This window comes from Clostridium peptidivorans, assembly GCF_900205925.1.
GTDB lineage: Bacteria > Bacillota > Clostridia > Clostridiales > Clostridiaceae > Clostridium_AK > Clostridium_AK peptidivorans.
This window is the reverse complement of the sequence record NZ_OAOD01000039.1, coordinates 1-14,178: the sequence shown is the minus strand read 5'-3', so window position 1 is coordinate 14,178 and position 14,178 is coordinate 1. Positions and strand designations below refer to the sequence as shown.

Below are 14,178 nucleotides of genomic sequence, written 5' to 3'. Positions count from 1 at the left end.
CTATCTTTTGTTTAAATACTTTATCATATTTTTTATTTGCCATTTGTAACACCACTTTCTTAAATCTTATTATAATAGATTATTCGGCATTAGTGTTACAACTTTAGTATATCACGTCAAGTCAAGATAATTTAATTGCAATAGAAATGAAAAAATCAAGACGTCCTAAAAAGGAAAAGGATAAAGATAGAGAAAGACTTATGGCACTTACAAAGGATAGCTTTGATGAAATATGGTCATTTGATGGGAAAACACTTCCAGAGCATGTGTGCAGATATAAATTAGGAGTGTTTTATGAAGTTAACTACAAGAAAAAACAAATTGCACTAGAGTATTATGTTAGTGGAAACCTATATAATAAAAAAATAATTAACTACTAAATATTAAAGAATTGTAATTGGAAAAGATACTTAGCAAATGATGAGGTTTAAAAAATAAGAATATTATATCGAAATAAATAAGAAATAGTTTAGGAAATATAGATAATAATAAATCACTAACAACTGTTGTTAGTGATTTATTATTATGATTATGAAAATAATAGTTTGAACAAAAAGAATTTGTTTAAAATTTATTGGAACAAATTTTAAAATTAGGGTCTTTAGATACTTAAGAAGCCAGAGTTGGCAAAACGAAAGGCTAATTTAATACGAATGATTTTTAGTTTTATAATTAATTTTAATTTTAATTCATTACAAATAAGTTGCTAATTAAAATGAATGGATACGGAAATAATTAATAATGAAAGATACAAAAATAGATAAATATTGTATAAAATACTGGAAGGTGTTAAAAATATGTTAGATGAAGAAATAATTGCTTTCCAATACTTACTTTTGGATTGGTACGATAAAAATAAAAGAAATTTTCCTTGGAGATACACATTTGAACCATATAGGGTGCTAGTATCTGAAATGCTACTACAGCAAACCAATGTAGAAAAGGTTATACAACCTTATCTCAAAATAATTAAAGCTTATAAAGACATAAATGAGCTTTCAGACTCTGATATTAAATTTTTAAAAAGTATATTCAAAGATATAGGGTTATTTTATAGAGCAGATAGATTAAAAGATATAGCTAAAGAAATAGTTAAGTGCCATAAAGGATCAATACCTAACCAATGGGAAGATTTAATTAAAATAAAAGGCATAGGATATTATATATGCAGTGCTATTTTATGCTTTGGATTTAATCAGCCTTATGCTGTATTAGATACAAATGTAATAAGAATATTTGAAAGAATATTTGAGATTAAATCAGAAAAGAAAAGGCCAAGGGATGATACAAAACTTTGGGAATTTGCTCAGATGTTGATTCCAGAAGATAGATATGTAGATTATAATTATGCTGTTTTAGATTTTGGAGCTTCTATATGTACGGCTTATAATCCTAAATGCAGTACATGCGTATTTAAAGATATGTGCAGTAGTAAATAAAATTATAAAACATTATTCATAAGTGATAATTTAAAAAACTTTTTAATTTTATAACATTAGCTCCACTGGCTGTAGAATAGCTATATACAGCGTAATTGTTTATAGTAACTTAAATAATTCATCTATATTATGTACATCTCCAGTTTGAATGTAATAATTTTTAGCATCCATAATTATACTTTTAACTAAGGCAAGGTACTTTTTATATTTTCTGAAAATTTATCTAATGGAAGGCTATATAAACAAGCAGGTAATGCAGTTACAATAACATTAATAACATTTGCTGTTGATAAAATCTTAGGAGCTATTATTTAAAATATTTAAGATTATATTTTAAATAATAGAAACTCTATAAAGATAAATTATAGAGAATCAAACCAATGCATTGAAGAAATAGAAAAATATGTCCAAGAATAATGAGAATTTGATAGAATTATAATTTGTAGAGCCCAATAATATAGAATTAACTATGTTATTGGGCTCTACAAGTATTTTAATATGTATTAGTTTATAAAATAAATCATTATATGCTAAACTTTAGTGATGTATAAAAATATAGAAAATGTGGCTTGTATTATGAAAATATTTATGATATATATACAATATATGAAAAATATTGTATATATAAAGTGAATGTACAAAGTTATAGGGGGTTAACAATGGATGAAAAAGATAGAAAACAGGAAAAACAAGAAAATTTTATACGGTTAGCAGAGCAGAGAACTAATAAAATTATTAAGATGCTTCAGTTGTTATCAAATTGCAGCAACAAATCAAATTATGAATATACAGATGAGCAAATTTATAGGATATTCAGTGCAATTGAAAAAGAATTAAAAAGAACAAAATCAAAGTTTTCAAAAAGTGAGACAGAATTCAAGTTATAGGAGAGTAGCAAATGAATAGATTAGGCTATAGATTCCCATATAATGATGGGGGACGAAATGTCGGTATAAATGACGGCAACATTGAATTTTTTAGTGGTAATCCTATATATTACATGACAAAAGAAATTATACAAAATTCATTAGATGCCAAGCTTAGTAATGGAATTCCTGTTAAAGTAAAGTTCAAATTACATAAAATTTCACAAGAACAATTTCCTTATTTAGACCAAATGAAAAATATTATTGAAAGCTGCAGAAATTTTGCACAAGAACGTAATGATAAGGAAACTGTTCGATTTATGCAGAAAGCAGCGGAAGAGCTGGGGAAAAAAAATATATCTGTTCTAGAAATTGGTGATTATAACACAACCGGATTAGTGGGAGCTGAAGGAGAAATAGATACTCCTTTTAGTAATTTAGTTAAATCAACAGGAATAAGTAATAAACCAGGTGAAGCAGGAGGATCATTTGGAATAGGGAAAAATGCACCATTTACCTGTTCAAATATAAGATCTATTATTTATTCAACTTTAGATAAAGAAAAGGTACTAGCTGTACAAGGGGTAAGTAACTTAGCAACTCATAGAAGAAACGGGAAACTAACTCAAGCAACAGGTTTTTTAGGTGTTACTGGAGAGTGTGAAGATGCAGGAAGAATACACAGACCATTTTTAAACAAGGAAACAGATAATTTAGATAAAATTTTTGTTAGAGAAGAAATAGGAACAAGTATATTTGTAATGGCTTTCTCAGAAGATACTGATTGGGAAATGCAGATTACTCAAGCTGCTGTAGATTATTATTTTGCAGCAGTATTAGATGGAGCACTTCAAGTAGAGGTTGGAGAAAAAATTATTGATAAGACTACCTTAGAGGATGTTTTAGAAAAAAATAAAGATAATTGGGACAACCTCTTAACCATGCAGTATTATACAGCTTATAAAAATAAAAGAGATACATGCCGCTTTGTTGAAGAAGATTTTGAAGAAATGGGTGTAATTAAACTTTATTTAAATTTAGACAAAGACTTACCTAAAAGGATTGCCTATGTTAGAGGAGCTGGCATGAAGATAATAGATAAGGATAGAATAAGAGTCACTCAATCATTTGCTGGTGTTTTAAAATTTGAAGGTAGGAGAATAAGTGAATTTATACGAGCATTAGAAAATCCGAGTCATGATAAATTAGAAACCGCTAGATATAAAAAACAAGGAAGTGAATCTCAAGCAAAGCAGATAATGAGCAAATTAAATGCATGGATCAAAGAAAAGATTAACCAGTTCAACGAATATAATGAACTAGAACAAATAGACATCCATTCAGTAGGGAAGTATTTGCCGCAGGAATTAGACAGTGGAGAAATACAGGCAGATATTAAAGAACCAATTAAAAAGAGAATAGAAAAAATAGATGAAAGTAAAATAGATAAATTAAAGAAAAGTAAGCCGCTAAAAATTAGAGAAGAAGATGAAAATCAAAGTCCAAATAATCAGCCAGGTAAAAATAAATCTAATAAAGGTAAAGAACCTAAAAATAATCCAGGAAAAAAAGATGATAATGAAAATAAAAAAAATATAGTACTTATAGATATCAGCAGAAGCAGAGTATTTTGTATAGATCCTACTCAGGGGAAATATAGAGTAATTGTTAAAAGTGGGAATAAAAGCAATTCTTATTTACAGTTAACGATAATAGGAGAAGAAGGTGCAGAAACTGCTGAACTAAAAAATGTTGAAGAAGTGAACAGCTCTGTAAAAATACCGATAGTAAACCAAAATAAATTTGGACCAATATCTTTTAAAAAAAATGAAGAAAAATATTTTGATGTAACATTAAAAAGGGCATTAAGATGTTCAATGGAGGTACAGAGCGATGCAGATAACAACTAGACAGTATCCACATCCTGTATTAAGTGAACTTACAGAAGATTATAGATCAGGAAAATTTTTTACTAATATTACACAAGAGACCTATAGCGATGAGATTATATTAAATATAGAATTTATGCTTCAATGTAGAGAACTTGAAAAGTTAATTCAAGATAGAACGGCAAGTTATGCAGTGCATTTAGAATGTCCAGCAACACGTTACAGAAATAAGTTTATAAGTTATGAAAAAGATCTTAAAATTAAGCTTCCAGGCAATAGTCTTAAAAATAAAGTGGAAATTTCTATTTTTATAGTAGCACAGAAAGAAATACATAATTTTGCACATAAGGATTTTAGCTCGGACTTTAAAGGGATTGCTTTTGAGATTCAGCAGGGAGATGTACTAGCATTTGATTATAATAGAGTTTTAAACATAGTTAAAACAGGTGACAACTTAAAAAAGGTTCCGTCTATTTTTAGTATTACATCCTTAGATGAAAATAATAAGTCATCTATAGATTGGGAGGATACAGGGAATAAAATACTAATTAAGCTGTCCAAAGATAATTATATAAAATATAAAGATTTAGTTCAAAATCATAAATTCGAAGGAATTCTTTCTATGACAATAGTAATACCGGTTTTAATTGAAATTTTATGTGATTTAAGAGAAGCGTTTGACAAATATGAGGGTTGTGCGTGGAATGAAGTTATTATGAAAAGGCTAAATGATTTTAAAATTGACACCCAGGAAAAATTGCAAGCTCAGACCTCAATAACTGAATTAGCATATAAGATTCTTAATGGATTAATGGAGAAATGTCTCATAGATTTAGAGGAATTGGAGATGGAATAGATGCAGTTAAAATACTTTAAGCAAAGCAGTGTAGATTATTTAAAAGCAAACATAACTTCTCATATGCAGAAAGGATATTATAAAAGTAATAGTCAGTGGCTGAATGAAATATTTAATGAGGAATATACAATTGAATCAGGGATAAACATTCCTCAAATAGTACTTATAGTACCGGAGAAACAGTTTGATGTGGAATTTGAAAACTGCAAAATTATTTATGAAGCTTTAAAAGACTTTACATTAGAACAAGCATCTGATGAAAGATTATGGGCATGTCTATGCTATACAATAGGATGGAATTATATGCTTAGAAGATGGCCTGTTAAAGACACAGATAGTGCTAACAAAGTATCTGAAAGGTATATGTTTATAAGGCAAAATAACGATAGAGCCTTATTAAGGAATGGTTTATCCAGATTATGGTGGATGGCATATACTACATATGATAAAGATAGAGAAAATCCATATGAACTCACAGAATTTTTATTAAAGGATACGAATTTGCAGCAGCAATTAATGGAGAGAGCATTTTCTAGAAATAGAGAGTTTACTAAATTAGTATTAATAGCATTAAAGAAATATACTGGTGAACATACTTTTCCTAGTAAGGAGAAGAGGGCGGAACTAGTTAAAGCTTTGAATAGACTTGGGGGGGTAAAAGTCTTAGATATGATTACTTATGAAGAGATAGAAAGAATAGTATATAGTGAGCTGCAAAGAGAATTTATTTAATATTTAAATGTAAAAGTAGCGGACAAGTATATTATAATTAAGCTGTTTATGCAAGAAGAGAAACGAAGTCTCTCATAGAGACTTAGTTTCTCTTCTTTTATTCTATAAATAGTTTTATAATTTTATGTAACGAAGGAAATAAAAGGTGATTTTATGAGATATGATTTTGTAGGATACAGAATAAGAGAATTAAGAAAAAAAAGAGATGAAAAACAAGAAGTTGTGGCGCTGAAAATAAATAAGAGAAGAAACACGATTTCCCAATATGAAAGTAATTGCAAGTATCCAAGTATATTTACACTTATAGATTTAGCAAAATACTTTCAAGTTTCTACTGATTATTTGCTTGCAGTCACTGATGAAAAATACAACAGCAGGGATGAAAAATTTTTGGATTTAATAAAAGAATTTTCAAAAATGACAATTGAACAAAAGGATCAGTTGATTAAATTGGCACAGGAAATAAATTTGCAAAAATAAAAAGGGGGGCAAGCTATGTTTACTGATATTCAAAGTAAGGAAGAAATAAAACAATATGAAAATATTCTTAAAGCAGCTGGTGCGCTTTCAAATCTATTTTCAGAAAGTTCATCTCCATATTTAGGTTATAGGGCAGTGGAAAATATATTTTGTAAAGCCTTTAATGCAGAAAATTTGTCTCGTTCTGACTGTTCAGCTGATGCAGCAAAAGACAAGATAGGAATTGGGATTAAGACATTTTTGAATGTTAATGGTAAAACGCTTCAAAAGGTAGCGGAGTTTAACAGTGATATAGGATTATATAAAGATAAAAATCCTAAAGAACTTATAAAAAAGGTAGCAGAGTTAAGAAATGAAAGATTAGAGGCTACTAAAAGAATTCATGGCTTAGATGAATTGATATATCACTGTGTAGTTAGAGACACAGGCAAGGTAATGGTTTTTGAATGCCCAATGGACAAAATAGATATAGAGAAGATTAAGAATATGCAAGTTAAGGAGCATATAGTATCTTTTGAAGATGGTAAAAATGAATATAGTTTTAACATATCTAAAAGTACACTTTATAAGAGATTTATAACTAAAAATGTGATTTTAGATTTTATGGTTGATATTATTGAAGATCCATATGCATTCTTAGCAGATATATTAGCAGAAGGCTCTGCAGGAAAGCTTATATTTGCACCAGTAAAAAATCATCCACATGTATACCTTCCATTATTTTCAGACCGAGGTGGTAGACAAGTTCCGCCTAAAAGCGGACTTAATCAGTGGAATGCAGGGGGAAGGTCTAGAGACTATAATGAAGTTTATATACCAATTCCATCATGGATACATCAAAGCTTTCCAGAATTTTTTCCGAAAAGAGATGAAAGCTTTAACCTTAAACTTCCAAATGCTACAAATATGAGTGCAAAAGTTTGTCAAGACGGATCAAAGGCTCTTATGTCAAATCCGAATAAAGAGCTTGGACAATGGATTTTAAGAGATGTAATGAATTTAAAAGAAGGTGAATTATTAACTTATGATAAGCTTCAAGAATTAGGGCTTGATTCTGTAGTTATATATAAGATTGATGATAAAAACTATACAATAGATTTTACATCTATTGGTTCATATGATGAGTTCAAAGATGAAAATAAATAACAAATTTAAACTATAATTTTATTACACAATAGTGGAAAGACAGACAAGGCATTAGGTTTTAGAATAAACGATTAAAAATAAATTTCTTTATTTTTATTGAAATTAGATAGGCAGAATATAATGGTATCAAAACCATTTAGATCTTTAGGCTTACTTAAAAAGGGAGGGATTTTATGCCACAAGCAGGAGACTCATATACTGTAGTTCTAAAAGAAGCACATTTAAATTGGGGGACTCATAGATACACTTATACTCGTGATAGAATATATGGGGAAGCATATATTCAGATACCATTGGGTGTAGCACGAAGTATAGGTATATTAAGGGGAGCAGTCTTTAATTGTACTTCCACAGATGGACAATTTAATCATCCATTGCGTGCAGCAGGTTGTTGTACTGCGGGAGCTATACATGCAAAGCAGTTCCAAGGGGATGGAGATTTAAAAGTTTTAGGGACATGGTTACATGGTTATTGTGGGGCCAATGTAGGAGATAGAATAGAAGTTACGTGGACTTCTCCAAACGACATAGTACTTAGATATATTCCATAAGTATGATTAATTCTATATAAATATTTATAAAAATTAAAGCAGCTCAAAAAGCTGCTTTTTTATTTGCAGTATGTTATAATTACTATCTAGATGAGAAATATATGTACTAGTGAGAGGAGAATAGGAAGCTAATGCCATTTAGAGTAGGAAGTTTATTTGCTGGAGTTGGAGGTATATGCCTTGGATTTAAAAACGCCCTTTTAGGAAATGGACAGAATGGATTTGAACTTGTTTGGGCTAATGAAATAGATGATTATGCAGCAGCTACATATAGAGCTAATTTTAGACATCATCTTATTGTGGGTGATATAGAAAAAATAGTAAATTTAGATAGATGTGATGATGAAGAAGAAAGAGAATTATATCAAACAAAAATGTGGGAAACTTTAGATCATCAAATAGACATTTTAGCAGGTGGATTTCCCTGTCAGGCCTTTAGCATAGCAGGGGAGAGACGCGGATTTGATGACCATAGAGGAAACTTATTTTGGAGTATTATTGAGCTTGTAAATTTATTAAATCAAACACATGGACGAAAACCTAGAGTTTTATTTCTAGAAAACGTTAAAAATCTTCAAAATCATGATAACGGAAATACTTATCGAGTTATAAAAGGTGAATTAATAAGGCTGGGATATATAGTTAAAGAAGCTGTACTAAATACAATGGATTTTACACAGATACCTCAAAATAGGGAGAGGATATTTATTGTGTGCTTTTTAAATCAAGAAGATGCAGATCGATTTACTATGTTTGATAAAGATGAAAGAGGGAACTATATTCATCTTGATGATTATAAGCTTAATTTTACAGAGGATGATAGAAGAGATCAGCTTGACTCTATAATCGATTATAATTTGAGTTTCAACGATTTACAAAGATATTATTATACACGAGAAAGATATCCACATTATTTTTTAACTGAAGAAGAATATTCACAGATACCTGAAGAGGAAAGAAAAGAGATTAGAATTAATCTAGATGAGCAAATAACGGATATGCACCAGGTTTATCAAATTAGGAGAGGGATGTATGTTCGCAGAAATATGAGCGGAGTTTGTCCAACGCTGACTGCTAATATGGGAACAGGAGGCCACAATGTTCCTTTAATTAGAGTTAACGATGGTATAAGAAAAATAACTCCAGCAGAAGCATTTAAGCTACAGGGTTTTCCAGTAGGACAGGGCAATATTCCAATAATTGAAGGTGGAACTAATTATATATTGCCTGAGAATTTATCAGATGGAAGGCTTTATAAACAGGCTGGAAATGCTGTTTCAGTTCCAGTTATAAAGCTTATAGCAGAAGAAATATTAAGAGCATTAAGTGATGATTAATTTAAAAGTAAAAAGAAAAAGCAGCAGATCAAACTGCTGATTTTTTAATTTAAAGATAATTATTTATATAATGGCAGCAAGCCCTAGGGAATGGACTTACTGCCTTGCATAGGTTATAAAAGGTTACTACTTTATTTCATGGGTTATAATTATAATGTTAATTCAGTTTTTTCTCTGTCTACTATATAAGCACCGCTTTTACTAGCTAAGTCACCGTCTTTTGTTTCAAAGACATTTTGGGCAATCATAGTGTCCATAAGGGTATTAGCTTCTGCTGCAGTTACTGCATCTTTTATATTGTTTACTGTAATGCTGGTCTTCTTTCCTCCAACATTCACAAAGGATAAAACCAAACTCTTAGCCATAAATCATTCCTCCTTTTTTTATGAATAAATCAATATTAAATTGTTGAGCTAAACACGCTGTCTTCTTGTTTCTTAGCATATAAAACTGGGTTTTTAAGTACAGGGGATATTGCCTGAGCAACAGCATTTAACGCATCATTAGTTGCAGCAGTCTTGATTTTGGAGAATCTTTGACTTCCAAGGACATCTTTGCCCTCGTCATCAGTTCCCACCACATATTCAAGAATTAAAGACTTTTTAACCATATCAGCTGTAACAGCCATACTATCAACTCCTTTCACTATTTAATATGCAGTAAAAAGCAAAGTGAGAAAAATTTTAGCATTATTTCAAGCCTTCTTTAAGCTTTTGTAGTACTTTCTGCATTTTGTATCTTCCTTGATTATAAGTAATTCCTTTTATCTCTGCGTATTCTTTAAGACTTTTATTCTGGAGGTAAATCCAGCTTATTAGTTCTTTTTCCTCTTTATTTAATAGCTTGAAGCTTTCTTTAAGTTTTTGGTGAGTTTCCTTTTTTAGATAATCTTCTTCTAAGTTAAAGTTATCTTCTATGCTATCTCCAAGAGTTAATCCTTCACCAGTTTCAAATTCCATGCTGTACTCTCCGTTATGTCGAGATTGCTGCCTTATGAGATAGTAAAAGTTCCTTTTGATTGAAGCTAGAGCATAGTAATTAAAGTTTTTATTTATAGGCTTGTACATATTTATAGCTTTCATAAGACTTACATATCCAATTTGAATTAAATCCTCTATTTCATAACCCCTTATATATATACAGTGAGCTTGCTTTACTATGTAGGGTTTAAAATATATAAATAAATCTTCTAAAGATTTTTTATCTCCTCCTTGGGCTTTAAGAGCTGAATTTTCTAAATCCATACAAAATCTCCTTATATTTATTTATTTCTTATATGAGAAAATACTTCAGGCATTAACTTAGCTTCTTCTGGGTGGCTTTTCTTCCATATAAGCATTCTATAAGAGACATGTTCTCTAAATCTTGTTATTCTTTTTTTAGAAGTTTCTTCATCAATTTTTTCAACAGCTGCATAAAATTTTGTTGAAATATCTCCATAGTGCAAAATAAAGTTCAGTACATCCTTATCTGTATTAGTAAGTTCATTCATTACAGAACTTGGAATGGGGTTGTAGAATATATAGTCCCATAGGGATTTTGTATAATGAGCCATTTCGGCTATTTTATCCATATATATTTCCTGTGTATAGGAGCTTTGCAGAGGTTTATATATACGGTTACATAATCTAAAATATAATGCTCTTTTTTTATTTTTTATAAAGTTATTAACAGCTGCCTTTGAATAGCACAACATTTCTACAAGGCTTTTAGGTTCAGTTTTATTTAGCAAATTATAAACTTTTAAATATATATCAAGTTTTAAATCTTCTTTATCATAATAAGTAAATAAATCTTTAGTATATTCCTTATTAACTTTTGCATTAACAAATTCAATCATTTGTTTAGTGTAATCTGAATACTCATCTTCTTCTAACATTATTAATTCTTTTACAATTAATTCAATTTCACCATAATTCATAATTAACACCCCTTAGTTATAATTTTACAAATTAAAATAAAATTTCCTATATAACTATATAAGACACTTCAGCTTTAAAAAAAGGGACAGAATTTAAAAAAAAGAATAAAAAAAGTTTTTTTAAAGATTTTTGTCCCATTTTTTGCAAGTTAAGTGTCTTATATATATATAGAAACAATGCAAATGCATAGGAACTATGCTAAACACTAGGGGAGGATTATAAAATGTGCAAAGAAAACTCATCAAATAAAAATTGTGTAGTGCTAAATGTAAACTTAGCAGTGGTACTAGGATTATCCGAAAGTATTATCATTCAGCAAATGAGCTATTGGCTTGAAAGATCAACTCACATTATAGAGGGGAGGCCTTGGATATATAATAGCTATTCAAGCTGGCAAAATCAGCTTCCTTTCTTTTCTGAAAGCAGCATAAGAAGGCTTATAAGAAAGCTTGAAGATATGGGCATTATTTTATCTGCAAATTTTAATAAATCAAAGATGGACAAAACCAAATGGTACAGCTTAAATTACGATGCTTTAGCTAAACTTCAGGAAAATAAGAGGAATGACAATAATGACTTATGCTGTGACAATAATGAGTCTATGGATGAAAATATAGAGGAGATGAACTGCTCAAATTTAGCAGTGGATGAGGTTAATTTAAATAAACCAATACCAGAGACTACTACAGAAGAGGAAGAAGAGAAAGGGGCCAGACCCCTGGGTGAAAATGGTAAAACTGCAGAAGCAGTGAAAATAGACCCAAGTGATGATAGCAGCAGTCAAATCATTGGAAACAGTGCAGAAGACAACCCTAAAGACTTCAGTGACATCTTGAACTTTTTCAATTCAAACATCCACCTTGCAACTCCTCATGAGTGTGAAAAGTTAAAGCTTTTGCATGAGGAGATAAAAAATCCAGATTTAATCTTAAAAGCCATGGAGCTTGCTGTGGAAAATAGAGCGAGAAGCTTTAGGTACATTGAGGTGGTTTTATGTAACTGGATGGATCTTAAGTTAAATACTCTTCAGGAAGTTGAAGACTACATTAACAGTAATAGTGCCTGTGAAAAAGGCTATAATGCTTTAAATCCATCAAAAGAGGGGGATAATAATCATGGAGAAAACAAGTATTCAAAATGGGGAAGTGGACAATATTCAAGAGACTATAAAAAGGCTCAGAAAGAAGGCAAAGGAAAATATACAGGATTCAAACCAGAGTGCACAGAAGCACCAGACTTTACAGATGAAGATTTCGAAGGATTTATATAGTGATAAAGAGGTTTGTCCAAAGTGCCGAGGAGTTGGATTTATAGTAAAAAGAGATGACAAGTATCAAGATATTATAACTCCCTGCAGTTGCAGTGTTAAGGATAATGTTAAGTTAAAGTGGAAACGGGCTGGCTTAAATGTGGATAATTCAAATTTAAGTTTTAAAAACTATAGAGTTTTTAATGAACTTACAAGATACTCTAAAAATAAGGCTTTTGCTTATGTGAAAAATTTTAAGGAAATAAAAAATAGGAGACAAAACAGCATAGCGTTTTTAGGACAAGTTGGCAGCGGAAAAACGCACCTGTCTATTGCTATAGCCATGAATTTAATGGATTCAGGAGTAAGAGCTTATTATATGCCCTATAGAGATGTAATAACTAAAATAAAACAAAATATGCTGGATGACGAAGTTTATAAAAAAAGTATGGAGAAGTATAAGACTTCAGAGCTTTTAATAATAGATGATTTATTTAAGGGAAAGGTAACAGAATCAGATATCAATATTATGTTTGAAATAATAAATCATAGATATTTAAATAATCTTCCCTTAATAATCTCCAGCGAATACACCATAGAAAAGCTTCTAGATTTAGACGAGGCAGTAGGCAGCAGAATTTTTGAAATGTGCAGAGGTAATGTGGTTGAAATTGAAGGCAAGGAAAACAACTATAGACTTATTGGAAAAAATTAGCGGGCACCCCAGGGGTGGAACTATCAAGTGATTCTTAGGTTCAGGTGAAGTTTGCTTATAAGGAATACCTTTTCTCTATCTGAACCTTAGAAGAACTTATCCAGGCGCGTATCAGTGCTTATCCCCTACTTTGAAGAAAAGCAGATATCCCAAATCTATGATTTAGTGATAGTCGCTTTCACAGAGTGCGATAGGAGTGTTAGCAATGGTAGCGATCGGATAAAATGGATATGAAGGAATGGAAGATGGATGAATTATTAAACGATACGTCTAAAAGAGTGACAAGCTCATAAAAGATTTGAAGGCTTGGGTGCTGCCCGCTGTTTTCAATGGACGCAATATATCGAGGGGCAATATTCATTTGGTCTGCTAACTGATTTCTCGATAATCCTTTTGCTTTTCTTGCTGTTTTTATACCTCAGCTTGTATATTTCCGTCAAAAGAAATATAATAAAATTATGGAGGTGTTATGCGTGGATTATATAACGACAAAAGAAGCAGCGAAAAATTGGGGAATCACAGACAGAATGGTAGTGTACCATTGCTCCGCCGGGCGGATTAAGGGAGCTAAAAAAATGGGAAATACATGGCTTGTTCCTGCTGACGCTGAAAAACCGGCTGACGGACGATATAGGAGCAGTAAAGTAAAGGATGGTGAAAATAAATGAAACGGATATTTTTGGTTGAGGACGATAAGGCAATCGCCAGAAACCTTGTGCTTTTGCTCCGCTCGGAGGGATTTACAGTCACTCACGCCCCTACGCGGAGTGAAGCCCTTGCCGCGCTTGCCGGGAATAAATTTGACTTGGCGTTGATTGATATTTCTTTGCCTGACGGAAATGGCTTTACGGTTTGCACGGAAATCAAAGAAACTCAGGATGTTCCCGTTATCTTTCTGACGGCTTCCGGCGATGAGGCGAGTGTTGTTACCGGGCTGAACATGGGTGCGGACGACTATATCACCAAGCCTTTTCGTCCGCGTGAATTGATTGCGCG

The 14,178-nt window shown here is 31.1% G+C and carries 19 protein-coding genes; 14 read left to right on the top strand and 5 right to left on the bottom strand.

Features of this window, described 5'->3' with window-relative positions; translation table 11 throughout:
• Positions 1 to 146 precede the first annotated feature (146 nt).
• The 10 genes from CRN98_RS16995 to dcm all read left to right on the top strand — a co-directional run bounded on the left by CRN98_RS16995 (position 147) and on the right by dcm (position 9,296).
• Positions 147 to 380 carry a hypothetical protein gene (locus tag CRN98_RS16995; RefSeq protein WP_097028599.1) on the top strand — a complete coding sequence of 78 codons (234 nt, stop codon included), beginning with the start codon at positions 147 to 149 and terminating at the stop codon, positions 378 to 380.
• A gap of 417 nt (positions 381 to 797) precedes the next feature.
• Complete coding sequence (locus CRN98_RS16990; RefSeq protein ID WP_097028598.1) at positions 798 to 1,439, top strand: HhH-GPD family protein; 642 nt, start codon at positions 798 to 800, stop codon at positions 1,437 to 1,439.
• Positions 1,440 to 2,098: 659 nt separating this feature from the next.
• Complete coding sequence (locus CRN98_RS16985) at positions 2,099 to 2,326, top strand: hypothetical protein (protein WP_097028597.1); 228 nt, start codon at positions 2,099 to 2,101, stop codon at positions 2,324 to 2,326.
• A gap of 11 nt (positions 2,327 to 2,337) precedes the next feature.
• On the top strand, positions 2,338 to 4,215 hold the full coding sequence (locus CRN98_RS16980) for a hypothetical protein (protein ID WP_097028596.1): 1,878 nt from the start codon (positions 2,338 to 2,340) through the stop codon (positions 4,213 to 4,215).
• Positions 4,199 to 5,050, top strand: coding sequence for a hypothetical protein (locus CRN98_RS16975; protein ID WP_097028595.1), 852 nt, complete (start codon positions 4,199 to 4,201; stop codon positions 5,048 to 5,050). Before CRN98_RS16980 ends, CRN98_RS16975 begins: the two co-directional genes overlap by 17 nt.
• A complete protein-coding gene (locus tag CRN98_RS16970) occupies positions 5,051 to 5,782 on the top strand; it encodes a DUF6339 family protein (protein ID WP_097028594.1) in 732 nt (243 codons plus the stop codon).
• Between the two features lie 153 nt (positions 5,783 to 5,935).
• On the top strand, positions 5,936 to 6,262 hold the full coding sequence (locus CRN98_RS16965; protein ID WP_097028593.1) for a helix-turn-helix domain-containing protein: 327 nt from the start codon (positions 5,936 to 5,938) through the stop codon (positions 6,260 to 6,262).
• Between the two features lie 15 nt (positions 6,263 to 6,277).
• Positions 6,278 to 7,408 carry a phospholipase D-like domain-containing protein gene (locus CRN98_RS16960; RefSeq protein ID WP_097028592.1) on the top strand — a complete coding sequence of 377 codons (1,131 nt, stop codon included), beginning with the start codon at positions 6,278 to 6,280 and terminating at the stop codon, positions 7,406 to 7,408.
• A 173-nt stretch (positions 7,409 to 7,581) separates the two neighbouring features.
• A complete protein-coding gene (locus CRN98_RS16955) occupies positions 7,582 to 7,959 on the top strand; it encodes a hypothetical protein (RefSeq protein ID WP_097028591.1) in 378 nt (125 codons plus the stop codon).
• A 131-nt stretch (positions 7,960 to 8,090) separates the two neighbouring features.
• Positions 8,091 to 9,296: a DNA (cytosine-5-)-methyltransferase gene (gene dcm / locus CRN98_RS16950; protein ID WP_097028590.1), complete on the top strand. Its 1,206-nt coding sequence runs from the start codon at positions 8,091 to 8,093 to the stop codon at positions 9,294 to 9,296.
• Positions 9,297 to 9,445: 149 nt separating this feature from the next.
• On the opposite strand, the gene CRN98_RS16945 is transcribed toward dcm, so the two are convergent.
• From CRN98_RS16945 to CRN98_RS16930, 4 genes are all read right to left on the bottom strand, one after another.
• Entirely contained in the window at positions 9,446 to 9,661 is a 216-nt protein-coding gene (locus CRN98_RS16945) for a DUF2922 domain-containing protein (protein WP_097028589.1), read from the bottom strand.
• A 35-nt stretch (positions 9,662 to 9,696) separates the two neighbouring features.
• Positions 9,697 to 9,924, bottom strand: a complete 228-nt coding sequence (locus CRN98_RS16940) for a DUF1659 domain-containing protein (protein ID WP_097028588.1) — start codon at positions 9,922 to 9,924, stop codon at positions 9,697 to 9,699.
• 61 nt (positions 9,925 to 9,985) lie between these two features.
• Complete coding sequence (locus tag CRN98_RS16935) at positions 9,986 to 10,540, bottom strand: sigma-70 family RNA polymerase sigma factor (RefSeq protein ID WP_097028587.1); 555 nt, start codon at positions 10,538 to 10,540, stop codon at positions 9,986 to 9,988.
• Positions 10,541 to 10,557: 17 nt separating this feature from the next.
• The gene (locus CRN98_RS16930) at positions 10,558 to 11,217 is read right to left on the bottom strand and encodes a hypothetical protein (protein WP_097028586.1); all 660 of its coding nucleotides are present in this window, start codon (positions 11,215 to 11,217) and stop codon (positions 10,558 to 10,560) included.
• 224 nt (positions 11,218 to 11,441) lie between these two features.
• On the opposite strand from CRN98_RS16930, the gene CRN98_RS16925 reads away from it, so the two are divergent.
• Complete coding sequence (locus CRN98_RS16925) at positions 11,442 to 12,488, top strand: DnaD domain protein (protein WP_097028585.1); 1,047 nt, start codon at positions 11,442 to 11,444, stop codon at positions 12,486 to 12,488.
• The gene (locus CRN98_RS16920; protein WP_097028584.1) at positions 12,463 to 13,182 is read left to right on the top strand and encodes an ATP-binding protein; all 720 of its coding nucleotides are present in this window, start codon (positions 12,463 to 12,465) and stop codon (positions 13,180 to 13,182) included. The genes CRN98_RS16925 and CRN98_RS16920 overlap by 26 nt, the downstream gene beginning before the upstream one ends.
• 199 nt (positions 13,183 to 13,381) lie before the next feature.
• On the opposite strand, the gene CRN98_RS16915 is transcribed toward CRN98_RS16920, so the two are convergent.
• On the bottom strand, positions 13,382 to 13,597 hold the full coding sequence (locus tag CRN98_RS16915; RefSeq protein WP_479723518.1) for a helix-turn-helix domain-containing protein: 216 nt from the start codon (positions 13,595 to 13,597) through the stop codon (positions 13,382 to 13,384).
• 58 nt (positions 13,598 to 13,655) lie between these two features.
• Here CRN98_RS16915 and CRN98_RS16910 point away from each other — a divergent pair, with 58 nt between their 5' ends.
• Both CRN98_RS16910 and CRN98_RS16905 read left to right on the top strand, forming a co-directional pair.
• Positions 13,656 to 13,850, top strand: a complete 195-nt coding sequence (locus CRN98_RS16910; protein ID WP_045897797.1) for a helix-turn-helix domain-containing protein — start codon at positions 13,656 to 13,658, stop codon at positions 13,848 to 13,850.
• A partial coding sequence (locus CRN98_RS16905; RefSeq protein WP_143331315.1) for a response regulator transcription factor occupies positions 13,847 to 14,178 on the top strand: 332 nt, incomplete at its 3' end. The genes CRN98_RS16910 and CRN98_RS16905, both read left to right, overlap by 4 nt.